At 72.0% G+C, this 22948-nt stretch carries 21 protein-coding genes; 16 read left to right on the forward strand and 5 right to left on the reverse strand.

Annotated features, from left to right (window positions below; translation table 11 throughout):
- Positions 1 to 31: 31 nt before the first annotated feature.
- Positions 32 to 511: a helix-turn-helix domain-containing protein gene (locus ABZS40_RS16115; protein ID WP_354944024.1), complete on the reverse strand. Its 480-nt coding sequence runs from the start codon at positions 509 to 511 to the stop codon at positions 32 to 34.
- A 226-nt stretch (positions 512 to 737) separates the two neighbouring features.
- Here ABZS40_RS16115 and ABZS40_RS16120 point away from each other — a divergent pair, with 226 nt between their 5' ends.
- Entirely contained in the window at positions 738 to 2207 is a 1470-nt protein-coding gene (locus tag ABZS40_RS16120) for an MFS transporter (protein ID WP_354944025.1), read from the forward strand.
- Here ABZS40_RS16120 and ABZS40_RS16125 read toward each other — a convergent pair.
- Positions 2204 to 3070: an oxidoreductase gene (locus ABZS40_RS16125; protein ID WP_354944026.1), complete on the reverse strand. Its 867-nt coding sequence runs from the start codon at positions 3068 to 3070 to the stop codon at positions 2204 to 2206. The two genes, ABZS40_RS16120 and ABZS40_RS16125, sit on opposite strands and share 4 nt — an antisense overlap.
- 156 nt (positions 3071 to 3226) lie before the next feature.
- Here ABZS40_RS16125 and ABZS40_RS16130 point away from each other — a divergent pair, with 156 nt between their 5' ends.
- The 6 genes from ABZS40_RS16130 (at position 3227) to ABZS40_RS16155 (ending at position 8976) form a co-directional block, all read left to right on the forward strand.
- Positions 3227 to 4108: a helix-turn-helix transcriptional regulator gene (locus ABZS40_RS16130; protein WP_354944027.1), complete on the forward strand. Its 882-nt coding sequence runs from the start codon at positions 3227 to 3229 to the stop codon at positions 4106 to 4108.
- Between the two features lie 223 nt (positions 4109 to 4331).
- Complete coding sequence (locus ABZS40_RS16135; RefSeq protein WP_354944028.1) at positions 4332 to 4874, forward strand: TetR/AcrR family transcriptional regulator; 543 nt, start codon at positions 4332 to 4334, stop codon at positions 4872 to 4874.
- Between the two features lie 87 nt (positions 4875 to 4961).
- Positions 4962 to 5993, forward strand: a complete 1032-nt coding sequence (locus tag ABZS40_RS16140; RefSeq protein WP_354944029.1) for a medium chain dehydrogenase/reductase family protein — start codon at positions 4962 to 4964, stop codon at positions 5991 to 5993.
- A gap of 302 nt (positions 5994 to 6295) precedes the next feature.
- On the forward strand, positions 6296 to 6469 hold the full coding sequence (locus ABZS40_RS16145) for a hypothetical protein (RefSeq protein ID WP_354944030.1): 174 nt from the start codon (positions 6296 to 6298) through the stop codon (positions 6467 to 6469).
- Positions 6470 to 6625: 156 nt separating this feature from the next.
- On the forward strand, positions 6626 to 7840 hold the full coding sequence (locus tag ABZS40_RS16150) for a PP2C family protein-serine/threonine phosphatase (protein ID WP_354944031.1): 1215 nt from the start codon (positions 6626 to 6628) through the stop codon (positions 7838 to 7840).
- Positions 7841 to 7908: 68 nt separating this feature from the next.
- Positions 7909 to 8976 carry a DUF2855 family protein gene (locus tag ABZS40_RS16155; RefSeq protein WP_354944032.1) on the forward strand — a complete coding sequence of 356 codons (1068 nt, stop codon included), beginning with the start codon at positions 7909 to 7911 and terminating at the stop codon, positions 8974 to 8976.
- A gap of 19 nt (positions 8977 to 8995) precedes the next feature.
- Here the strand turns inward: ABZS40_RS16155 and ABZS40_RS16160 are convergent, their stop codons facing one another.
- On the reverse strand, positions 8996 to 9718 hold the full coding sequence (locus ABZS40_RS16160; RefSeq protein WP_354944096.1) for a SigB/SigF/SigG family RNA polymerase sigma factor: 723 nt from the start codon (positions 9716 to 9718) through the stop codon (positions 8996 to 8998).
- 313 nt (positions 9719 to 10031) lie between these two features.
- Positions 10032 to 10217 carry a hypothetical protein gene (locus ABZS40_RS16165; RefSeq protein WP_354944033.1) on the reverse strand — a complete coding sequence of 62 codons (186 nt, stop codon included), beginning with the start codon at positions 10215 to 10217 and terminating at the stop codon, positions 10032 to 10034.
- 321 nt (positions 10218 to 10538) lie between these two features.
- Here ABZS40_RS16165 and ABZS40_RS16170 point away from each other — a divergent pair, with 321 nt between their 5' ends.
- The gene (locus ABZS40_RS16170; protein WP_354944034.1) at positions 10539 to 12422 is read left to right on the forward strand and encodes a sigma-70 family RNA polymerase sigma factor; all 1884 of its coding nucleotides are present in this window, start codon (positions 10539 to 10541) and stop codon (positions 12420 to 12422) included.
- Positions 12423 to 12436: 14 nt separating this feature from the next.
- On the forward strand, positions 12437 to 13084 hold the full coding sequence (locus ABZS40_RS16175; protein WP_354944035.1) for a DUF305 domain-containing protein: 648 nt from the start codon (positions 12437 to 12439) through the stop codon (positions 13082 to 13084).
- 50 nt (positions 13085 to 13134) lie between these two features.
- Here the strand turns inward: ABZS40_RS16175 and ABZS40_RS16180 are convergent, their stop codons facing one another.
- The gene (locus tag ABZS40_RS16180) at positions 13135 to 13695 is read right to left on the reverse strand and encodes a GNAT family N-acetyltransferase (RefSeq protein WP_354944036.1); all 561 of its coding nucleotides are present in this window, start codon (positions 13693 to 13695) and stop codon (positions 13135 to 13137) included.
- An 81-nt stretch (positions 13696 to 13776) separates the two neighbouring features.
- On the opposite strand from ABZS40_RS16180, the gene ABZS40_RS16185 reads away from it, so the two are divergent.
- From ABZS40_RS16185 to ABZS40_RS16215, 7 genes are read left to right on the forward strand one after another with little or no spacing between them, the layout of a single operon-like run.
- Positions 13777 to 14487: a siderophore-interacting protein gene (locus ABZS40_RS16185; protein WP_354944037.1), complete on the forward strand. Its 711-nt coding sequence runs from the start codon at positions 13777 to 13779 to the stop codon at positions 14485 to 14487.
- Complete coding sequence (locus ABZS40_RS16190) at positions 14484 to 15752, forward strand: MFS transporter (protein ID WP_354944038.1); 1269 nt, start codon at positions 14484 to 14486, stop codon at positions 15750 to 15752. Before ABZS40_RS16185 ends, ABZS40_RS16190 begins: the two co-directional genes overlap by 4 nt.
- Positions 15749 to 17248, forward strand: coding sequence for an MFS transporter (locus tag ABZS40_RS16195; protein ID WP_354944039.1), 1500 nt, complete (start codon positions 15749 to 15751; stop codon positions 17246 to 17248). Before ABZS40_RS16190 ends, ABZS40_RS16195 begins: the two co-directional genes overlap by 4 nt.
- 50 nt (positions 17249 to 17298) lie before the next feature.
- Entirely contained in the window at positions 17299 to 18471 is a 1173-nt protein-coding gene (locus tag ABZS40_RS16200) for a siderophore biosynthesis protein (protein ID WP_354944097.1), read from the forward strand.
- The gene (locus ABZS40_RS16205; RefSeq protein ID WP_354944040.1) at positions 18468 to 20096 is read left to right on the forward strand and encodes an IucA/IucC family siderophore biosynthesis protein; all 1629 of its coding nucleotides are present in this window, start codon (positions 18468 to 18470) and stop codon (positions 20094 to 20096) included. Before ABZS40_RS16200 ends, ABZS40_RS16205 begins: the two co-directional genes overlap by 4 nt.
- The gene (locus tag ABZS40_RS16210; RefSeq protein ID WP_354944041.1) at positions 20093 to 21691 is read left to right on the forward strand and encodes an IucA/IucC family protein; all 1599 of its coding nucleotides are present in this window, start codon (positions 20093 to 20095) and stop codon (positions 21689 to 21691) included. The genes ABZS40_RS16205 and ABZS40_RS16210 overlap by 4 nt, the downstream gene beginning before the upstream one ends.
- On the forward strand, positions 21688 to 22833 hold the full coding sequence (locus ABZS40_RS16215) for an alanine racemase (protein WP_354944042.1): 1146 nt from the start codon (positions 21688 to 21690) through the stop codon (positions 22831 to 22833). The genes ABZS40_RS16210 and ABZS40_RS16215 overlap by 4 nt, the downstream gene beginning before the upstream one ends.
- The last annotated feature ends 115 nt before the right edge of the window (positions 22834 to 22948 follow it).

Consider the following 22948-nt stretch of genomic DNA (forward strand, 5'->3'; position numbering starts at 1 on the left):
GAAGCAGGTCGCGGGGTCGGTGGTGGTGCGGTCAGTCGCGCCGGACGAGGCCCGGGCCGGCGATGATGTCGATGTCGCCGTCCGCGATCTCGTGGCCGGCGGCGCAGCGGAGCACCGCGCGGATCGGCTCGCCGCAGTCGTGGTGGGTGGCGATGACGGACGGGCCGGTGTCGGTGGCGGCCCAGGTGTCGCCCCAGTTGCGTAGTGCGGTGATGACGGGCAGGAGTTCGCGGCCCTTGCGGGTGAGTTGGTACTCGTGGCGGGTGCGCTGCCCGGGCTCCCGGTAGGGGATTCGTTCGAGCAGTTCGGCGGCGACCATCTCCTTGAGGCGGGCGGCCATGGCGGGTTCGCCGACGCCGACCCGGCGGACGAAGTCGTCGAAGCGGCGCGTGCCCAGCAGGGCCTCGCGCATGATCAGGACCGTTGACCTGCTGCCCACGATGTCCATCGCCCGGGCCACCGAGCAGTTTTCGCTCGTCCAGGAATCGCGATCGTCTCGTAGGTCCTCCATGCCGTCCAGCGTACCTGACTTGCATGAAGGCTAGTCAGGTGCTTCACTGGGTCGCGCTGACTTCAGCATACGCAAGTCAGATCACCAGCCTGAAGGATCTTCAGTGACCACCAGCGCCACGGCCCCGACCCCGCCCGGAGCGACCCCACGCTCAGCGAACCCACCAGGACCGGCGGCGCCCGGGGCAGCCGACACCGCCCGCTCCTCCTTGCGCGGCTCCCGGAACATGACCCTGATCGCCATGTGCCTGGGCGCGATGATCACGTTCCTGCAGATCACCGCGACGGTGTCCGCGCTGACCACGATCCAGCGGGACCTGCGGGTCGACCCGACCACAGTGGTGTGGATCCCCAGCGCCTACACCCTGATGGTGGCGAGCGTCGTGCTGTCCGCGGCCACCCTGGGCAGCCGCTACGGGCGTAAGCGCATGTTCGGCGCCGGGGTCGTCGCGATGATCGTCGGCGCAGGCGTCGTGGCTGGCGCTCCGACCGTCGCGTGGGTGATCGTCGGGCAGTTGGTCGCCGGCCTCGGTGGGGCCCTGATCCTGCCGAACAGCCTGGCGATCCTCGGTGCGACCTTCACCGACCCGCACCGACGGACCGAGGTCATCACCGCGTGGTCGGCGGCGTCCGGCATCGGGCTCGCGATCGGCCCGCTCATCGCCGGCACTCTGCTGCGGCACTACCAGTGGCACAGCGTCTACCTGTCGACGATCGCGCTGGGTGTGGTCACCCTCGTCGTCGCCGTCGTCGGGGTGGCCGAGTCCCGGCCGAGCGCCGCCCGACTCGACGTGCCCGGCCTGCTGCTGGGCACCGTCGCCATCGCGGCCGCCGTCTACGCGCTGATCCAGGGCGGCAAGGTCGGCTACACCAGCCCGGTGGTGTCGACGGCCTGGGTCGTCGCGGTCGTCGCACTTGTCGCGTTCGTGCTGGTCGAGCTGCGGACCAGCGCGCCAATGCTCGACGTGCGGCTGTTCCGGTCCGCGTCGTTCAGCGCTGTCATGGTCGTCGGCGCGGTGTCGCTGTTCGGTTTCACCGGCGTGGCCATCCTGCTGGTCCTCTTCCACGAACGTGCGCAGGCGCTCAGCCCGCTGGACACCGGCTGGCGGATGCTGGTGCTCTTCGGCGCGTACGTGCTGGTCGCCTTCGGTGCCGGGCGCGCGATCCGTCGTACCGGCTTCAAGGTGCCGTTGACCCTCGGCCTGGTCCTCGGTGCGGTGGCCAGCTTCGCGCTGGCGAACCAGGGGCCGACCACGTCGTTCGGTGACCGCTGGGCGCTGTTCGCGTTGTTCGGCGCGGCCAGCGGTCTGGTGGTGGCCCCGGCGACGGCGGCGGCGTTGGCCAGCGTCGCGCCCGCCCAGGCCGGCATGGCCTCCGGCGCGGTCAACGCCGCCCGCCAGGTCGGCTCGGTGCTCGGCTCGTCCCTGCTCGGCACGCTCCTCACCACCACGATGGTGGCCGACCTGCCGGCCCGGCTCGCCGCGCACCAGGTCGGCGAACCCACCAGTACCGCAGTGCAGGCGGCGGTGGCCTCCGGCGCCAACGGCGGCCAACCGCTGCCCGACCCGGTCCGAGCGGCGATCGCCGAGGCACTGACCTCCGGTGTCCAGGCCGGGTTGCGGATCAACGGCATCGTCTTCCTGGTCACCGCCGTGCTGGCGCTCACCCTGATCCGCAACCGGCCGCACCAACACTAGGGCGTCAGAGCGTCCAACTCCTCAATGGCGTCGGCCGGCAGTTTCAGGTCGGCCGCCGCCATGTTCTCCCGCAGGTGGGCCACGCTGGACGTGCCGGGGATCAGCACGGTGGTGGGGGATCGCTGGAGCAGCCAGGCGAGGGCGACCTGCTGCGGCGAGGCACCCAGTCGGGCTGCCACGCCGTCGAGCGCGTCGGACTGCAACGGCGTGAACCCGCCGAGCGGGAAGAACGACGCGAACGCGATGTTCTCCTCCGCGCACCGGTCGACCAGGGCGTCGTCCTGCCGGTTGGCGAGGTTGTAGAGGTTCTGCACGGTGACCACCGGTGCGATGGCCTGGGCCTCGGTGAGCTGGTCGAGCGTGACGTTGCTGAGCCCGAGGTGCCGGATCAGGCCCTCCTGCCGCAGCTCCGCCAGGGCGGTGAACTGCGCACCGAGCGGCGCGTCGCCGGTGCCCTCCGCCACGCCTACCCGCAGGTTGACCACGTCGAGCACGTCCAGGCCGAGGTGTTCCAGGTTCTCCCGCACCTGGGCCTTCAGGTCGTCCGGCTCCAAAGCCGGGATCCAGGAGCGGTCGGCGCCGCGGCGCGCGCCGACCTTGGTGACCAGGTGCAAACCCTCGGGGTACGGGTGGAGCGCCTCGCGGATCAGTTCGTTGACCACGACGGGCCCGTAGAAGTCGCTGGTGTCGATGTGTCGAACGCCCAGGTCGACTGCCTCGCGGAGCACGGCGAGCGCCTGCTCGCGGTCGCGGGGCGGGCCGAAGACACCCGGGCCGGCCAACTGCATCGCCCCGTAGCCCATCCGGCTCAGGGTGAGGCCGTCGGCGGGGGTGAGGGCACCGCCGGGAAGGTTCTCGCTCATCTCATCCTCTTGTCAGTTGTCGTCGTGACATCTGCGGCCGTTCGAAACCGGCCCTCCGACCACTGTCCGCCGGGAGAGGCCCGGGCGGCAGGGCGAGCTGTTCCTGGTAGTGACACAGCCAGTCACCGGGCCGTCCGGCGATCTACCGTCGGTGGCATGGACGCATCGAATCCGCTCGGCGACTTCCTGCGCGCCCGCCGGGAGCAGACCCGGCCCGAGGATGTCGGGCTCGGCCCGGGCGTGGGCCTGCGCCGGGTGCCGGGGCTGCGGCGTGAGGAGGTGGCGATGCTCGCCGGCATCAGCGCCGACTACTACCTCCGATTGGAGCAGGGTCGCGAGCGGCACCCCTCGGTGCAGGTCCTCGATGCCCTCGCCGGGGTGCTGCGGCTGGATCCGGAGGCGACCGCGTACATGATCGGGTTGAGCCGTGCGCGATCGCGCCGGGCGGCCCGACCGGCCGCCGAGCGGGTGCCGGCCAGCATCCTGCACCTGCTGCGGCAGCTCTCCATGCCGGCCTTCGTGCAGAATCGGTACCTCGACATCCTGGCCTCGAACCCGATGGCGAGGGCGCTGTCGCCGAATCTCGCCCCGGGCGCCAACCGGCTCCTGGCGGTGTTCCTGGACCAGGCCGAGCGGGAGCTGTTCCGCGACTGGCGGCAGGCGATGCAGAGCGTGGTGGGGCAGATGCGCGCCGACTCGGGCGGGGCCACCGACGACCCACGGTTGACGGCTCTGGTGGGGGAGTTGTCACTCAAGAGCGACTGCTTTCGGCAGCTGTGGGCGCGCCACGAGGTGCGTCGACGGGAGGGCATCGTCAGCCGGCTGCACCACCCCGAGGTGGGCGACCTCGACCTGTACTGCGACAAGCTCGCTGTGGCGGGCGCGGACGGGCAACTGCTGGTGATCTACCACGCCGAGCCCGGTACGGAGTCCGCCCGCTCGTTGGCGCTGCTCGGCTCGATCGCCGCCAGCGCTGCGGACGACGTGCCGGACAGCCTCCGGCCCGGCGACCCGGCCCGCCTTTTCCCGCTGGAGTGACCCGGTCAGGGCCGCTGCGGGGTCTCCTGGGTGGGGATGTGCTCGTAGCGCCTGCGCACCGGCGACTTTCCCGGCAGCCCGTTCGCCGGTCTCCGGTACCGCTTCAGCGACTACGACGACACAGCGATCCGGCAGCTGCGCATCGCGCCCTGACGGGTGCAGGCGGACGGATGGGCGGGCGACGGGCTTGACGACTTTTGTTTGTGAGTGCACACTTACAAACATGCGATCCACCGCCGAGGCCCGCCGGGTCACCGTCCTGAACGCCGCAGTGTCGGTGTTCGCGCGTGCCGGCTTCCACGCCACCCCGGTCACCGCCGTGGCCGCCGCCGCCGGCATCTCCGAGGCGTACGTCTTCCGGCTCTTCTCCGGGAAGCTCGGTTTGTTCGTGGCGGCGGCCGGTGCGTGTTTCGACCGGATCGCCGACGCGATCGAGGCGGGTGCGGAGCGTGCCGGGGGTGACAGCCCGCAGGAGATCCTCGACGCCATGGGCGGTGCCTACGCGGAGCTGATCGCCGATCGCGACCTGCTGCTCTTCCAGGTGCAGGCGCAGGCCGTCACGGACATCCCGGAGGTCGCCGAGGCGGTGCGGGCCGGCTACCGGCGGGTCGCGACCTTCGTGCAGAGTCGGGCCGGCGCCAGCGACGCGCAGGTGCAGCAGTTCTTCGCGTACGGCCAGCTGTGCCACCTGATCGTGACCGCGGGCCTGGAGCAGGTCCCGGAACCCTGGGCCCGTGCTCTGACCGCCGGCATTCGCCACCCCTGACCGACTCGTTTTCCGGGCCGCTTCGGCGGCCCACTTCTTCAGCCCGCGAAGTGCGTGAGTGCACACTTACAAACAAGGGAGAACCCGATGACCACCGACACGACGATCACCGAAGTGGTACTGCCCGGTGTGGTGGAGCCCGACGGCCTCCTGCTGCACCGGCGCCCGATGCCCGTCCCCGCCCAGGGGCAGGCGATCGTTCAGGTCGAGGCCACCGGCATCTCGTTCGCCGAGCAGCAGATGCGTCACGGGCTCTACCCCGGCCAGCCGAAGTTCCCGTTCGTGCCCGGCTACGACCTCGTCGGCACCGTTCGAGCGGTCGGTCCCGGCGGCGACGACGCGCTGGTCGGCACCCGGGTGGCGGCGGTCACCAAGACCGGTGCCTGGGCCACCCACGCGCTGGTCGACATCGACGCCCTGGCCCCCGTACCCGAAGGTCTGGACCCCGCCGCGGCCGAGACCGTGGTCGTCAACGGGGTGACCGCCTGGCAGATGCTGCGGGACGCCGACCTGACGGCCGGGCAGACCATCCTCGTGCACGGCGCGAACGGCGGCGTCGGGAGCGTGCTCGTCCAACTCGGCCGGCACCTCGGCCTGCGGGTCATCGGCACCGCCGCCGAACGGCACCACGCCGGGCTGCGTGAACTCGGCGTCGAACCGCTTGACTACCGGGACCCGGACATGGCCACGCGGGTCCGCGAGCTGTCGCCGGGTGGCGTCGACGCCGTCTTCGACCCGGTCGCCGGCCCGGGCGTACGCACCTCGTACGCCCTGCTCGCCCCCGGCGGGAAGCTGGTCGTCTACGGCAACGCCGCCGCCGTCGGCACCGGTCAGTCGGTCGCGTGGGTCTTCGTGAAGCTGCTGACCCGCCTCTACACCTGGAACGCGTTGCCCAACGGCCACCGGGCCGGTTTCTACAACTTCTGGGCCGGCCAGCTCACCCGGCGCGCCGCGTTCCGCCGTCGCCTGCGCACCGACCTCGGCATCGTGCTCGACCTGCTGCGGGAGGGAGTGATCGTGCCGCAGATCGCCGCCCGATACCCGCTCAGCGAGGTCTCCGCGGCGCTGGTGTTCGCCGAGAATCGCAGCCGGGCCGGCAAGGTGGTGCTGGAGCCCTGACCCCCGGCCCGTCCAGGGAGCCGGTGCGACGGGCCGTGGCGGGGGCGGGGGGCGTACGGTGGACGTGTCGCCCGGGGGACCCGGTGGCCGCCAGACGGACGCCACCGCCACCAGCCCGCCAGGGCGTTACCGCTCATCGTCACCATCGCCGCCGCGCACCGGCCGTGTCGGCTGGTCGCGACCGCGACCGCGTCCCGACCGCCGCGTCGTCAGCGTCCGTCCGGCCTTCGGTTGCCCGACGCGCTGACTCGGGTTCACCCTCGGTGCGAATTGTTTCGAACGCTCAATTAAGGGAGTGCCAGATGAGGATCGCCAGGGACCGGATCGTCGCCGCACTTCGCGACCGGGGTCAGCTGGCCCGGGCCGCCTGGGTCGAGCGCGAACTGCCCGAGCAGGTGGACCCGGCCAAGCACTCCGGGTTGCTCGCCACCCTGGACCTGAAAGCGGCCGATCTCGCCGACGCGCCATCCCCGTGAGGGTCGCGCCGCTCGGCCGCTCGCCGAAGGCTCGGTGACAACGGCGCGCCCTGGCGCGGGGGTGCCTCGGCAGACGCCGGGTGCGCGACGGGCGAGGTAGCCTCACCGCTCGCGCTAGGTGCTCCTGCGATCGGGGAGGACAGGGGGAGGTGAAGCATGGCCGACATCGGCGAGGTGGTGCGGTGGTTGCAGCTCAACGCGCCCCGAGGTGGCCCGGACGAGGTGTCGCAACTGGTCGCCCGTGCGGCGCCCGCCATCGACGCCAGCGAAATCGTGATCTACCTGGCCGACTACACGCAATCCCTCCTCGTGCCGCTGCTCGGCGCGGGACTCGACCGGGACCAGTTGCCGATCGAGACGACGCTCGCCGGCCGGGCCTTCACCACCCTCGACATCCAGCGCGCGCCCGACAACCCGGACCGGGTCTGGGTGCCACTGCTGCTCGGGTGCGAGCGGATGGGCGTACTGGAGATCGTCTCCCCGGCCGCCGCCGACGAGACGATGGACGGTCCGGCCTGGGAGGTGGCGGTCAACGTCGCCCAGATCCTGGTCAACCGCCGGCTCTACGGTGACGTGGTCGAGCGGATGCGGCGGCGGATGCCGATGCAGGTCGCGGCCGAGATCGTGTGGGGCCTGCTCCCACCGCTGACCTTCGCCACCGACGACCTGGTGGTCACCGCCATCCTCGAACCGTGCTACGACGTCGGCGGCGACATATTCGACTACGCGTTGAACGACGACGTGCTCAGCGTCGGGCTCTTCGACACCTGTGGTCACGGCATCAAGGCGAGCACCCTGGCATCACTGGTGGTCAGCGCGTACCGCAATGCCCGTCGGTGTGGCCTCGACCTGGTCGACACGGCGATCAGCATCGACCGCTGGGTGCGGTCCGAGCACCCGAACTTCTTCGCGACCGGGTTGCTGATCGAGTTGGACCGCCAGACCGGCCGGCTCAGCATGATCAACGCGGGTCACCCCGGTGCGATGTTGCTGCGCGACGGCAAGGCCATCCGAGAGCTACCCGGGCCGACTGCGCTGCCCCTCGGCCTGGGTCACCTGACTCCCCGCCGACCGCGGGTACACGTCGAGGATCTGCACCCGGGCGACCGCATCCTCGCCTACACCGACGGCATCACCGACGCCCGCAGCGCGGAGGGGGAGCAGTTCGGGCTGGACCGGCTCGTCGACTTCGTCAACCGCGCCTTGAACGACGGGTTGCCCAGCCCGGAGACGATGCGTCGCCTGGTCCGCGCGGTCGTCGGCTACCAGGACGACCAGCTTGAGGATGACGCGACGGCCCTGTTCGTGGAGTGGCGGCCGCCGCACCTGCCGCTCGTCCACCTGCGGGACCTCGCCGGGCTCCGGCCCTGACCGGCGCAGTGGGATTTTGCACTCGCAGTGCACTTGTCTCCGATTGCAGGGCTGTCTAGCGTCACCTCATGGCTGACTCATGGACCTTCGCCGTGGCGCGTGACGACCTCGGGCAGACCACGCTCGTCGATGGCTCCACGCCCGCCCTGGCTGACGGCGAGGCGCTGCTGCGCGTCGACCGCGTGGGCCTCACCGCCAACAACGTGACCTACGCGGTGCTCGGCGACTCGATGCGCTACTGGCAGTTCTTTCCGCCGGCGGCCCAGGGCCTCGGGCCGCAGTGGGGCCTGCCGCCGCTCTGGGGCTTCGCCGAGGTGGTCGCCTCGGCGGCGGCGGGGGTCGAGGTGGGGCAACGAATCTACGGCTACCTCCCGCCCGCCGGTCACCTCGTGGTGCGACCGGACCGGGTGGACGCGTCCGGGTTCCGCGAGGCGAGCCCGCACCGGGCCGAGTTGCCGTCGCCGTACAACGCCTACCGGTCGACCACAGGCGACCCGGCGTATCAGCGCGACCAGGAGGATCTGCTGATCCTGTTCCGGCCGCTGTTCTTCACCTCGTTCATGCTGGCCGACCAGGTCATCGACAACGACTTCCACGGAGCCGAGGCGCTGCTGGTGTCGTCGGCGTCGAGCAAGACCGCGTACGCCGCCGCGTTCGAGCTGCACCGGCGCGGGCCGCGCCTGGTCGGTCTGACCTCACCGGGCAACCTGGCGTTCACGCGGTCGCTCGGCTGCTACGACGACGTCGTGTCGTACGACGACGTCGACGCCCTCGACGTGGTCCCGACGGTCTACCTCGACCTGTCCGGCGCGCCCTCGACCCGCGCCGCAGTGCGTCGGCGTCTCGGCGACCGGCTGGTCCGGGACATCGCGGTCGGGCTCACCAACCAGACGCCGAACGCCGACGCCGCCGAGGAGGTGTTCTTCGCGCCGGTGCAGATGCGCAAGCGCAGCCAGGACTGGGGCCGTGACGGGCTCGACCAGCGGTTCACCGAGGCCTGGCAACGCTTCGCGGCCGTGGTGAGCGGGTGGCTGGACGTTCGGGTGGGTGCCGGGCCGGCGGCGCTGCAACACGCGTGGCTCGACGTTCTCGCCGGTCGTACGCCGCCACGGGTGGGCCACGTCATCCAACTCTGAGCGGCTGACGGTATCGGGCTCAGGCTGCGAGGTCGTCGGTGAGCTGGTGACGCAGTGCGGCCAGCGAGCGGGTGATCAGCCGGGACACGTGCATCTGTGAGACGCCGATCCGGTCGGCGATCTGGGCCTGGGTCAGGTTGCCGTGGAAGCGCAGGCTCAGGATCTGGCGCTCGCGTTCCGGCAGTGTGGCGAGGGCCGGGCCGAGGGCGACGCGGATCTCGACGCGATCGAACTCGTGGTCGTCGTCGCCGAGGGTGTCCCCGAGCTCGCGGCCGCCGTCAGCCCCGGTCGGGGTGGACAGCGACGTGGCCCGGTATGCGCGCGCACCCTCCAGCCCCTCCAGGACGGTCTCCTCGGTCACGTCGAGGTAGGACGCGATGTCGGCGACGGTCGGCGAGCGGCCGAGGTTCTGGGTCAGGGCGCTGTTCGCCGCGCTGATCGACAGGCGCAGCTCCTGGAGGCGGCGGGGTACGCGCACCGCCCAGGTGCGGTCCCGGAAGTACCGCTTGATCTCGCCGATGATGGTGGGAATGGCGTACCCGCTGAAGTCGACACCCCGGTCGTGGTCGAAGTTGTCCACGGCCTTGATGAGCCCGACGAAGGCGGTCTGGGCCAGGTCGTCGTCGGGTGCGCCGCGTCCGCCGTAGCGGCGCGCCAGGTGCCGGGCGAGCGGCAGCCACGCCTCGATGGCGCGGTCCCGCATTGCTGGGCGGCGAGGGTCATCGGCCTGGGTCGCCTTCATTGCGGCGAGCAGCTCCTCCGGACTCTGGTCGCTGCTCCGCTGGTCGACGCGGGTGCTGGTCGCGTTCTCGACGATGATGGCCATGGGATGGTCCCTCCCGCACATGCCCGTCGATCGAGTCGACCGGAAGGGTCTCCGAACCGGCTACCGCCGGGGCGCACGTACGGGCGAAGGTGCGCTGTCGCAAGGCCACGATCACGGGCCTCGCCACCGCGTCATGTCGTTCACTTGATGACCCGGACACTACCCGAAAGAACGACTATTTTCTAGCCGAAAGTATGAGGCTAGGCGTTTAGAGTGCGAGCGGGCGGGGTCAGCCGCGCTCATCCGAGGCGTCGACAGCGGCCGGAACCGGCTGGGCCGGCCTCACCGCGAACGGGTGGCGCAGTCGCCGCATGGCCTCCTCGCTGCTGTCGGAGGTCACCGCCGGGCCGTCCAGCCCGTCGCCGGGCGACGTGGCGAGGAACAGGGCGGGTCGACCGTTGTCGTTCGATGTCATGCAGGGATCCTGTCTCTACGAAAGGGGTGCGTCTGGGGCCTCGGCAACGTCGGCCGTGCGACCTGGTGACGCTTCGGCGCACACGTTGGCGCCCGAATGCTGGTGTCCTGTGCACGGGCGAGCGCCCGGCGACACCGACACCCCGCACCATACCCGGCGCCGCCACCACATATGCGCCGCCGACGGACCCGTCTCGCTTGTGGTGAACCGGCCCCCCGGGAATTCTGTAATCCCACCCGCTGCCGCGGGTCTCCGATCCTGAGGGCGGTCAGCACACCCAGCGTGGGCGCCGCGCGGATGAGTACCCGAGGAGTGAGACTCATGTCGTCAGCCGGTCGAGCACTGCCCGATGTCGGGTTGGTCGTCGCGGCCCGGCAGGGCGACCAGCGCGCTCTCGACGACGTCGTCGCGGCCTCGCTCCCGCTGGTCTACAACATCGTCGGGCGTGCGCTGCGCGGGCACGCCGACGTCGACGACGTGGTCCAGGAGACGTTGGTACGGGTGATCCGGTACCTGCCCGCGCTCAACGATCCGGCGGCGTACCGGTCCTGGCTGGTGGCGATCACCATCCGCCAGGTGCGTGACTGGGAGACGCGCCGACGCGTCGCGCTCAACCGCGATGCCGGGCTGGACGCGATCCACAACGTGCCCGACCCCGCCTCCGACTTCGCGGGAATGACGATCCTCCGGCTCGGCCTCACCGACCAACGACGCGAGGTCGCCGAGGCGACCCGCTGGCTCGACCCGGACGACCAGGAACTGCTCTCGCTGTGGTGGCTGGAGGAGACCGGCGAGATCGCCCGGAACGAGGTCGCCGACGCGCTCGGGTTGTCACCCGGGCACGTCGCGGTGCGGATCCACCGGATGAAGGAGCAGATCCAGAGCGCCCGCGGCGTCGTACGCGCGCTCCGCGCCCGCCCCGGCTGCCCGGACCTGGGCGCCGTCACCACCGAGTGGGATGGCACGCCCAGCTCGCTGTGGCGCAAGCGACTGGCTCGACACGTCCGTGACTGCGCGTTCTGCGGACGGCTGGGCACCACCCTCCTGCCGATCGATCGGCTGCTCGCCGGTTTGCCGTTGCTGCCGCTGCCGGCGGGCCTCGGCGCCCACCTGCCGAACGCCGCCGCCCCGGCCGCCGCCGCGCCGGCCGTCGCTCCGCCCGCCCCGACGGCCGGACCCGCCGCCGGGCCTACCCCACAGGGCGCGGTGCCCACCGATGCGGGCGGCGGCCCCAGCGTCGTCGACCTCGCGGTGAACCGGCCCCGTGGCCTCGTGCCGTCCCTCGCCGCTGGTGTGGCCGCCGCCGTCCTGGCCATCACCATGGCTGTGGTGATCCTGCCGGACGAGCCGTCCGCACCCTCGTGGGCGGCGCCGCCGTCTGCCGCCCCCACGGCCGTCGCCACCCCGAGCGTCGCGCCCTCGCCGAGCGCGCGGCCCTCGTCGAAAGCTCCGGTGGCGCCGGCGGTCAGCTCCGCCCGCAAGGGCGTCGGGGTGTGGAACTTCGGCGGGGCGAGCCAGGCGTTGGCGAACTCCAGGGCCAGCTGGTACTACACCTGGGGCACCCAGCACCCGGGGATCAGCACGCCGCGCGGTGCGACGTTCGTGCCGATGATCCGCAGCGCGGAGAACGTCACCGCCGCGGAGCTGGCCCGGGCCAAGGCCGCCGGGCCGTACCTGCTCACCTTCAATGAGCCGGACCTGCCGGAGCAGGCGAACATGACCGTCGAGCAGGCGTTGAACCTGTGGCCGCAGCTGATGGCGACGGGCAGCAAACTGGGCAGCCCGGCGGTCGCCTGGGGCGCACCGGACCCGCAGGGTTGGCTGGACAGGTTCATGACCGGCGCCCGGGCCCGCGGCCACCGGGTGGACTTCATCACGCTGCACTGGTTCGGCGCCGACTTCACGACCGCCACCGCGGTGGCCCAACTCCGGCAGTACCTCCAGGCCGTCTACCAGCGGTACCGCAAGCCGATCTGGCTGACCGAGTTCGCGCTGATCCGCTTCGCCGGGGGTGCTTCGCAATTTCCCAGTCAACAAGAGCAGGCGGCCTTCCTCACGGCGGCCACCGCCATGCTCGGCCAACTGCCCTACCTCCAGCGCTACGCCTGGTTCGGGCTACCTGCCACGGACAAGGATCGGTCCGGGTTGTTCAGCGACGGGACCGAGGCGACGGTGGTCGGCCGTGCGTTCCAAGCCGCCCGCTGAGCCCTGGCGAACGAATGGACGAGCAGATCATGGTGGAGCGCCGAGGGCCTCGCGTACGGGCCGGGCGGCTGGTCGGCGTTGCCGCGACCCTGGTCGCCACGGCATTGGCCGTCGGGCTCACCCAGGGGTGGGGCCGCACCAACGAGGAACCGGCAGCGTCGTCGGTAACAGCGGCGCCGGCCGCGCCGGTGGTGCTCAACGGCACCGACGACGCCTTCATCCAACTGCTGATCCCGATGAACGAGGGCGCGCTCGCGCTGATCGACCAGCTCGACGCCCGTCCGGCGGATCCGTCGCTGCGGGCCCTCCTAAGCGAGGTCCGGAAGGCCCATCGGGCCGAGTTGCGGGACCTGCGTGGGCTGTTGGCCGCGGGCAACGTGCCGGAGCTGAACATCCACGAGGGGCATCAGATGCCCGGCATGGTCACCGATGCCCGCCTCGCCGAGCTCCGTGCCGCGTCCGACGCGGAGGTGTCGTCGCGGGCGGCTGCCCTGATCCGGGCGCACCTCGCGCAGACCGTGGTGCTCTGCCGGGGCGAGCAGACCGCCGGGGGAAGCCCGGAGCTGAAGGCGCTAGCCGGCCGGATCCAGCAGGCGCGGGCCGCCGAGCTGGACACGCTGGACGACCGGCCCGGCGCGCCCACCGCCGCACCGGGCGGTTGAGCGTGCGGCCCAGAGGACCGGCCGATGCGGACGTCGCCAACGGCTGACGGTCAGGCTGGCGTCGGGTGTCGCGCCGCGAACCGGGCGCGGGTCAGGAACGCGAGTTGGGCCCGCTTGTCCGGCATGTCGATCTCGGAGTCGAAGGTGAAGCCCTCGATCTCCAGTCGGCGTAGGGCGAGGTGGTTGCGGATGTCCGGCTCGACAACGATCCGCTGCGCGGCCGGGTCGCGGAACAGGAAGCGGGCGACGGCCGGGCCGACCGCGTTGGTGAGGCTGCGGGCGAGGCGTCGGTCGGGGCTGAGCAGCAGGTGCATCCCGACGTCGCCGGGCTGGACGGGGTAGCGCTCGCCGACCGGGTCCGCCTCGGGCTGATAGCTCTGGAAGAGGCCGACCGGCTCTCCGTCAACCATGATCAGGTACGCGTGGTGCGTGGGCAGACCGTCCACAAAGGCGTAGATCTCGCGGACCTCGTCGAGGGTGTGCGAACCCATGCCCCAGAAGGAGTTGCGGGGCAGGGTCACCCAACCGTGCAGGAGTGCGGCGTCCCGGTCGGGGTCCACGGTCACCAACGACAGCTCGCCGAGACCGGCGATCTTCTCCTGGTACGTCATCGGGCGCTGTCCTCTGTTCCATCCGGGGCGCGACTTAGGTTAACCTCCCCTAACCAAGGATGACCTTACCTGGAGGGGTGCGTGAAACGGAACTGGGAGGCCCTGGTCCTCAAGGCCATGGGAGGGCGGGACTTTCAGTTGACCGTCCTGAGCACCGAGTCAATCGACGGGCACTACCAGCGGCTCGTCCTGGACGGGGGCGGCCTGCTGGAGACGTGCGGGGTGCACCCCACGATGTGGATCCGGCTGTGGTTCGACAACGACGGCCGGGCCCACCAGCGCGCGTACACGCTGGTGGACCCCGACCCGACCACCGGTCGATTCACACTCGAATTCGCCATCCACGACGGCTGTGCGGCCCGCTGGGCCACCACGGCCAAGGTCGGCGACACCATCGGCGCGACCATGCAGGGCAGTGCGTTCGAGCTGCCTGACCCCGCGCCCGAACACCTCTACCTGGTCGGCGACGCGGCCTCCCTGCCGGCGGTGAACAGCCTGCTCGACGCCGGTGCGGACATCCCGGCGACGGTCTGGCTGGAGTACGCCCACGAGGGCGAGAAGGCACTCGCGCTGCGGGCCCGGGCGCACCACGACGTCACCTGGGTGCCACGGCGCGAAGCGGGTCAACATCTCGTCGACACTGTCTGTGCCGCCCTGCCGACCAGCGGCGCGGGCCACTACTGGGTGGGCTGCGAGGCGGCCACCACCCGGGGCATCACCCGGCACCTCCGCAAGACGCTGGGCGTCGACAAGGACCGGTTGACCTCCCTCGGCTACTGGAAAGCGGCATGAAGGGCCGGCTCGGCACCCTGACCGCGCTGTACGTCACCCAGTACCTCGGCGTCGGCTTCATCACCGTCGGGCTCACCGCCATCCTGCGCGACGGCGGCACCTCGCTGGACACGCTGGCGATGTTGCAGATCGTCGGCCTGATCTGGCCCATCAAGTTCCTCTGGGCGCCGATCCTCGACCGGTACGGCTCACGGCGCCGCGGCCACTACCGCTCCTGGCTGCTCGTGCTCCAGACCGCGCTGGTGCTCGCCCTGCTGGCGCTGCTGCCGTTCGCCAGCCCGGCCGACGCGCTCGGCCCGATCATCGCGATCTGCGCCGCGTACGTGTTCTTCTCGGCCACCCAGGACATCGCCGTGGACGCCGTCGCGGTCCGGATGCTCGCCGACTCGGCCCGGGGGACCGGCAACGGCATCCAGGTCGCAGCGAGCTACCTCGGCAACCTGCTCGGCGGCGGGGCCTGCGTCCTGGTCTACGACCAGTTCGGCTGGGCACCGGCGATCGGCCTGCTGGCCGCGATGACGGCGGTCGGCCTGCTGGTGGTGTGGCGGTTCCGGGAGCCTCCCCGTACCGATCGGGTGGAACGAGTCGGCGCGGCCTACCGGGCGTTGCTGTCGGTGTTCGGCCAGCCGGGCTGCCGGTGGTGGACCTTCGGTGTGGTGCCGCTGGTCTACGTCGGCGCGGGCATGGCGTACGCCCTGGTCACCCCGGCTCTGGTCGACGCCGGGTGGTCGTTGGGTCGGATCGGCGTCGTCACCGGCGTGGTGATCAGCGCCCCGGCCATCGTGGCGGGTCTGGTCGCGGGGCTCGGGATCGGGCGGTTCGGGCGCGGTGGCGTGCTCGTGGTCGGCGGCGTGGCGCTCACTGTGTCGACGTTGCTGCTGCTGCCGCTGATGAACGGCCGTGCGCCGCTGGGCGGGACGGTCGCCGCGCTCTGCTGCTTCATGGTGGCCTACACCATCGCCAACGTCGTGCTCTACACGGTCAACATGGACTACTCCCGGCCCGAGACCGGCGGCACCGACTTCACAGTGCTGTCGTCGTTCGGCCTGGTCTGCTCGTTCGTGGCGGCGTCCATCGGTCTCGCGGCGGCCGACCGGGTCGGCTATCCGGCGGTAGCGGTCGCGGCCATCGTGCTGGTGGCCGCCGGGGTCGCCCTCGGCCTCGCCCATCAGCGGCGATTCCCGCACCGGCCCGGTCCCGCCGTCGACCCGACGGCCGAGCAGCCCACCGAGCCCGTAGTGGACGGCGTCAAGGCGGTGGCGTGACAACAGTTCAGCCGGCAACCGACACCGCGACATCGGCACGACTGCCACAGCGATGGCTCATCCTGGCCGTGCTGTGCGTCGCGCAACTGGTAGTGGTGTTGGACAACACAGTGCTGACCGTGGCGGTGCCGGTGCTCACCACCGAGTTGGGTGCCAGCACCGCCGAGGTGCAATGGATGATCAACGCCTACGCGTTGGTGCTGTCCGGGTTGCTGCTCACCGCCGGTAGCGCCGCCGACCGGTACGGCCGCCGCCGAATGCTGCTCGCCGGGCTCGTCCTGTTCGGGGTCGGCTCGCTGGCCGCCGGTCTGGCCAGCACCAGCGGGCAGTTGATCGCCGCGCGGGCCGGAATGGGCGTCGGCGGCGCGTTGCTGGTCACCGCGACTCTCGCGGTGGCGATGCAGGTCTTCGACGCCGCCGAGCGGTCCCGGGCGATCGGTATCTGGGCCGCCACCAGCGCGTTGGGCTTCGCCGTCGGGCCACCGATCGGCGGCACGATCCTCGCGCACCTGCCGTGGGGCGCGATCTTCCTGATGAACGTGCCGATCGTGCTGGTCTGCCTGCTCGTCGGTCGCGCGCTGGTCCCCGAGTCCCGCGGGCCGGCCGGCGGCCGACTCGACGTGCTCGGCGCCGTGCTCTCCACCGCCGGCCTGACCGCAGTCGTCTGGGCGATCATCTCCGGGCCGGAGCGCGGGTGGGCGTCGACCGGGGTGATGGGCGCGGCGGTTGTCGGCGTACTCCTGCTCGGGATCTTCGTGCGGTGGGAGCGACGGGTCGCGCACCCGATGCTGGACATGCGCTTCTTCCGGGACCGGCGCTTCGTCGGTGCGATCTCCGGCGTCGTGCTGATCACGTTCGGCGCCACCGGCGCGCTGTTCCTGCTCACCCAGCACCTCCAGTTCGTCAGGGGTTATCCCGCCTGGGAGGCCGGTCTGCGGATGGCGCCCTTCGCGCTGTCCATCGTGCTGCTCAACGTCAGTGGCGTCGTCGCGAGCGTGATCCGTCGGCTCGGCCTGGCGGTCGCCATCGCCGTTGGCATGATGCTGCTCGCGGCTGGTCTCGCGTTGGTCACCCTCTTCCCGTCCGACGGGTACGGGGTGCTGCTGGTCGGGCTGCTCGTCATGGGTGTCGGTTGCGCGCTGGCCAACCCGGCCATCGTCGAGGCGGTGATGAGCGCGATCCCGGCGGCGAGGGCCGGCGCGGGCGCGGGTGTCGACGGCACCATGACCGAGGTCGGCAGCAGCCTCGGCATCGCGGTGCTAGGTGCCGTGCTGAACGCTCGTTTCGCGGCGCTGCTGCCGGCGGCCCTGGCCGGCGCCGGGTCGTTTCCCGCGGCTCTCGCCGCCGCCGGTGAAGGGGCGGAACGGGAGGCCGTGACTGCCGCCTTCGCCTCGGCGCTGGAGACGGGGCAGCTGGTGGGTGCGGCTGCGGTGTTGATCGGTGGCCTGGTGGCCGCCGGGCTGCTACACCGGGCAGACCGCACCAAAACCGTCTAATAAGGGTAGGCTACCCTAATAGCGACATCGTGGTAGTCGACGGAGGCGGTATGCGGCTCTACCTGACCGCGCTCAACCCCACCGACGCCGTCCTGGACGGGTTCCTCCCGGCGGCGGCGTCGCTCGGGCTGTCGGCGACAGTGCTGACGGACCGGCCCGCCGAATGGCCGGCGGACGTGCCTGTGGCACGCTGCGCGGTCCGCGACCCGGCCGCTGTGGTCGCGGCGGCGGCACCCACCCGACCGGCGGCGCTACTGTCCAACAGCGACCATCTCCAGGAGGCCACCGCGATCGCCGCCCGAAAGCTCGGCCTGCCCGGCAAGGACCCGGACGCCGCCCGTCTCTGCAAGGACAAGGCCGCGGCACGCCGGGCGATCGCCGCTGCGGGCCTCGATCTGGTGCGCACCGTCACCGTCGACCCCGGTGCCGCGCCGGAGGTGCCGACCGGGATGTTCCCGGCGGTCGTCAAACCCCGCGAGGGGGTGGCCAGTGAGGACGCGTACCTGGTGGTCGACCCCGCCGAGCTGGTCGCCCGGGTCGCCGAGATCCGTGGCCGGCAGCCGGACGTGGCACTGGTGGTCGAGGAGTACCTCGACGGCGAGCTGCGGACCTTCGAGACCCTCGGCGACGGCACCGAGCTGGCCTCTCTCGGCGGGTGGCGCACCGGCCTCGGCCCGCCGCCGACCTTCACCGAGGAGAGTCTCGCCTGGTCGCCCCCGGCCGAGCCGGCGCGCACCCAGCTTCGGACACGGCTCGACGCGCTCGGGGTCGGCTTCGGCGCCTGCCACACCGAGTACGTCGTCTCCGACGACCACCGGGTCCGGCTCATCGAGGTGAACTACCGCCTCATCGGCGACCGGATGGACCTGATCCTCGCCGAACTGCTCGGTGTGCCGTTGTTCGAGTACGTCATCCGGCTGCACCTCGGCGAGCCGCTGACCGCCCTCGGCCTGCCCGACACTGTCGACAGCTACGCCCAGGTCGAGTACGTCTGCGCGGACCGGTCCGGCCGTCTCGTCGCCGCACCGGGCCCACTCGACACCGTCCACGGCGACGTCCGGCTGGGCTGCCGTCCGCTGCGCGAGGTCGGCCGCACCGCCGAGCACACCGGCACGAACCGCGACTACCTCGCCGTGCTGCACGGGATCGGCCCCGACGAGGGCACCGTCCGGCGGTCGCTGGCAGCCCTCCGCGGCGACCTCCAGTGGACCATCGTCGAGTGAGCGACGACTGCGAGCGGGAGGTCTTCGCCCGGGTGCTCGACGCCCTGCTGCGCGAGGACCACCTCGGTCTGTGCGGCGCCGGCAGACCGGACGGGCCCGACTGGTGGCAGGTGCCACACCCCGCCGGCCTGCTGCGCATTCCGGTCCGCACCGACGGGTTTCAGCAGGCAGTGCGCAGCGCCGCGCCGATGGTGCTGCTGGTGACCCGCGCCGGCGAGACGCAGCGCACGGAGACGCTGGACGGGCTGTTGACGCTGCTCGCCCCGCACGGCAACGCCGAGGCCGAGGCCGGCTGGCGGGAGTTCGGCGTCGAGTGCCACGCCGACCTGCGGGCCCGACGGCTCGCCGCCCGCAACCGGGCACGGGTGCTCACCGAGGTGGCCGCCGAACGCGCACACACCCCGACCGGCCTGCCGGCGGCGCTCCTGGACGACGTGCTCGCCGCCCACCACGGTCACCCCGTCTACCCCACCGACCGATGCCGGCACGGTCTTCGCGACGACGAACTGCTCGGGTACGCCCCGGAGCACGCCCCACGTTTCGCGCTGCGCTGGTACGCCGCCCCGGCCGACGACGTCCGACTCGCGGGCGAGCTGCCAGCGTGGTGGCCGCGCGCGCCGCGACCGGATCAGCTGCTGCTGCCGGCGCATCCGATCACAGTGGCCCGCGACGCGCTTCCGGTGGCCGAGCTGCCGGTGACCCCGGTGCGACCCACCCTCTCCATGCGGACGGTGGCGCTCGACCACGACCCGTACCTGCATCTCAAACTGCCGCTGCCGACCGCGAGTCTGGGCGCGCGCAACCGGCGCACGCTGCAACCGGGCTCGCTCGCCGACGGCGCGGCCGTCGCCGCACTGCTCGACCGGATCGCCACCGCCGAACCCCGCTTCGCCGGTCGGATCCGGCATGCCGACGAGAGCACCTGGGCGCACGTCGACGGCGACGAGCGGCGCGGTTTCCTGCTGCGCCGATTTCCGCGCGACCTGGCCGGCGTCCAGGTGGTGCCGGTCGCGGCCCTCGCCGCCGCCGACCCGGTGGCGGGCACGGTCCTCGAACGGATCAGCCCGCAGCGGCCCGTCGCGCTGCTGGAGTCCTACCTGGACCTGCTGCTCGACTGGCACGTCTTCCTCTGGCTACGCCACGGCATAGCCCTGGAGGCGCACCCCCAGAACATCCAGCTGCTGGTGCACCCGGACGGCACTGTCGGTCTGCTCTACAAGGACAACGACGGCGCCCGGCTCGACAGGCGGCACGACGGCTCGAGCGGGCTCGCCCTGCACGACGACCGGATGTGGGCACGCGACCCGCACGAGTTGGCCGACGTGTTCATCACCATCACCCTGCACCTGGCCGCGGCCGCGCCACTGCTCGCCCTGGCCACCCGAGGGCTGCGCGTGCCGCCACCCGCCGAGGCGCTGGTGCCCCGGCTCGCCGCCGCCCGCGACCGGTGGGGCGACGGACCGGCGGCGCGGACGTTCACCGAGCGGGTCCTGCACGCCACCCAACTGCCCATCAAGGCGATGCTCACCGCCGGCACACTGCTGCCCAAACAGCGACTGGGCTGCGCCGACATCAACAAGTACTACCTGCGTACCGGCCCGAACTACCTCCGGGAGACACGATGACGAGCGCGCAGTTGCGCTCCCGGCAGGCCACCGACACCGGTCAGCGCGCCGACCTGGCCGCCGCCCACGCCGTCTTCGGCTGTCTGCTGCGCGAGCTGGCCCCGCCGGACGGCACCCCGACAGTGGTCGACGGCGTCGTCCGGCTGCTGCTGCGGCACCTCGACGTCACAGTGCGGTGCGAGGTCGCGCGAGCCTCGCCGCTCGGCGCGCACCGCTACACCGGCCCGGTCCAACGCAGCTCCGGCGGCGGACGGTGGGAAGACCTGGACGCGGACGGGTTGGCAGCCCTGGTCGCGGCGGAACTCACCACGCGTACCGGCCTGGTCAACGACGAGTTCGCCGAGCAGGTGCGGGCCAGCCGGGACACAGTGGCCCGGCTGCTGGCCGACCGACCGGCCGAGGATCCGACCCCCACCGGTGAGCCCGCCATCGACGCGTACGTCGACTCCGAGCAGTCGCTGGTCTTCGGCCACCCGCACCACCCCACCCCGAAGTGGCGCAGCGGTGACCCGGACAGCTGGCGGGCGTACGCGCCGGAGCTGCGCACCGCGTTCCGGCTGCACTGGCTCGCCGTGCCGGACGACCTGATCGCGGAGGCGGGGCCGTTCGATCCGCTGGTGGCCGCCCTCGACCCGCCACGGCCCCCGCGCGGGCACCGCGTCCTGCCGGTGCACCCCTGGCAGCTGTCGCTGATCCCGCCCACCCACTCACGGCTGCGCGACCTGGGGGCGGCCGGTGTGCCGGTACGACCGACGGCCAGCGTCCGCACTCTCTACGCCCCCGAGGCCGACCTGTTCGTGAAGACCAGCCTGCACGTGCGCATCACCAACTGCCTGCGCAAGAACGCCCGCTACGAGCTCACCGGCGCGGTGGCGCTGACCGACCTGCTGGCCCGGGTGCCGCTGCCGGACGGGGTGGGGCTGCTCGCCGAGCCCGCCTACCGCACTGTCGACGTTCCCGGCTCGGACGAGGCGTACGGGACGATCCTGCGAGGAGGTCTGCGCCCGCACCTGCGTCCCGGCGACACCCCGGTGCTGGCGGCGGCGCTGGCCGCAACGCCGCTGGTGACACCGGATCCGGTGGCCTGGTGGCGCGCGTACGTCGGCCTGCTGGTGCCGGCGGTGCTGCGCAGCTGGATCAGCCACGGCGTCGTGCACGAGGCGCACCTGCAGAACGTGGTCGTCGTGCTCGACCGGGATCGCCGCCCGGCGCGCATGCTGCTGCGCGACCTGGAGGGGGTGAAGCTGGACGCGGATCGGTGGGGCACCTGGCCGGACGGCGTTCCGGCGCAGGTCCGCTACGGCCCCCGGGCCGCCCACCGCCGGATCGTCTACTGCCTGTTCGTCAACCACCTCGGTGGGATCAGCGGGGCCCTCGCTGACGCCCGGCCGGGAATCGAACGGCGGCTGTGGCAGGAGCTGCGCGCCGTCGTCGAGGCGGTGGCCGCCGACCTCGGTGAGCCGGCGGAGCTGCGCGCGCTGCTGACCGGGGAGCCGCTGCTGGCCAAGGCGAACCTGCTGGTCCGGTGGCGGCGTGACGCCGATCGGGCCGCGCCGTTCGTGCCGGTGCCGAACCCGATGGGTGGGCCACGATGACCCGACCGGTCTACGTCCACGACCTCGACGCGCTGGCCGGGCAGGCCCGGGCCATCCGGGCCGCGCTGCCCCGGCCGGTCGAGCTGCTCTACGCGGTGAAGGCCAACCCGGATCCCGGTGTGCTGCGAACCCTCGCCCCGATCGTCGACGGGTTCGAGGCCGCCAGCCGGGGTGAGCTGCGGCGGCTGGCCGAGGTACTGCCGGGACGGGCGCCGGCCGCGTACGCCGGGCCGGGCAAGACCGACGCGGACCTCGCCGCCGCCCTCGCCGCCGGGGTGCACCGCATCCACGTCGAGTCGCCCACCGAGCTGGCGCGACTCGGCGCGCTGGCCACCGCCGCAGGTCGGTCGGCCCAGGTGCTGCTGCGGGTGAACCTGCCGGTCGACGCGCCGGGCGCGAGCCTGCTCATGGGCGGCGGACCCAGCCCGTTCGGCATGGATCCGGCCGACGCTGTCGCCTGCGCCCGCCGCCCGCCCGCCGGCATCGACGTACGCGGAATCCACGCCCACCTGGCCAGCGGGCTGGACGCACCGCTCGCCGCGACGGTCGCCGCCGCCGTGGTCGGCTGGGCGGCGGCCGAGGTCGACGCGGCCGAGGTCGACGTCGGCGGCGGCATGACGGTCGACTACACCGACCCGTCAGTGCGATTCGACTGGGAGGGCTACGGCCGGGCCCTGGCGGACGTCCTCGACCGGCATCCGGGCGTGCGGCTGCGCATCGAGCCGGGCCGGTCGGTCACCGCCCACTGCGGGGCGTACCTCACCGAGGTCATCGACGTGAAGCGCTCCTACGGCGAGTGGTTCGTGGTGGTGGCCGGCGGGACGCACCACCTGCGGACACCGGCGGCGAAGGGGCACGCGCAGCCGTTCACAGTGCACCCGCGTCGCGGCGCCGGCGGCCCCCGCACCGATGGCGGCCCGGTCACAGTGGTCGGGCAACTCTGCACCCCGAAGGACGTGCTGTCCTTCTCGGCCACCGCGGGGCCGATCGGCGTGGGCGACGTGCTGGCCTTCGCCATGGCCGGGGCGTACGCCTGGAACATCAGCCACCGGGACTTCCTGCTGCACGAGCCTCCACTCTTTCGTAACGGCAATCCGAGCGGGATTGCTGCCGACTGGGCGGATCGGGAGCTGCGGGCCTGAGTCGTGTGGAAAGAGCGCACGAATTGCCGACTAGATCCTTATTGGATCACCGGGCCAAAAATCGATGTCGCCCGTCGTTACGATGACGCGAAACGGAGTCGATCAAGGCGCCGTC

Source organism: Micromonospora sp. NPDC005324 (genome assembly GCF_040607155.1).
GTDB lineage: Bacteria > Actinomycetota > Actinomycetes > Mycobacteriales > Micromonosporaceae > Micromonospora > Micromonospora trifolii.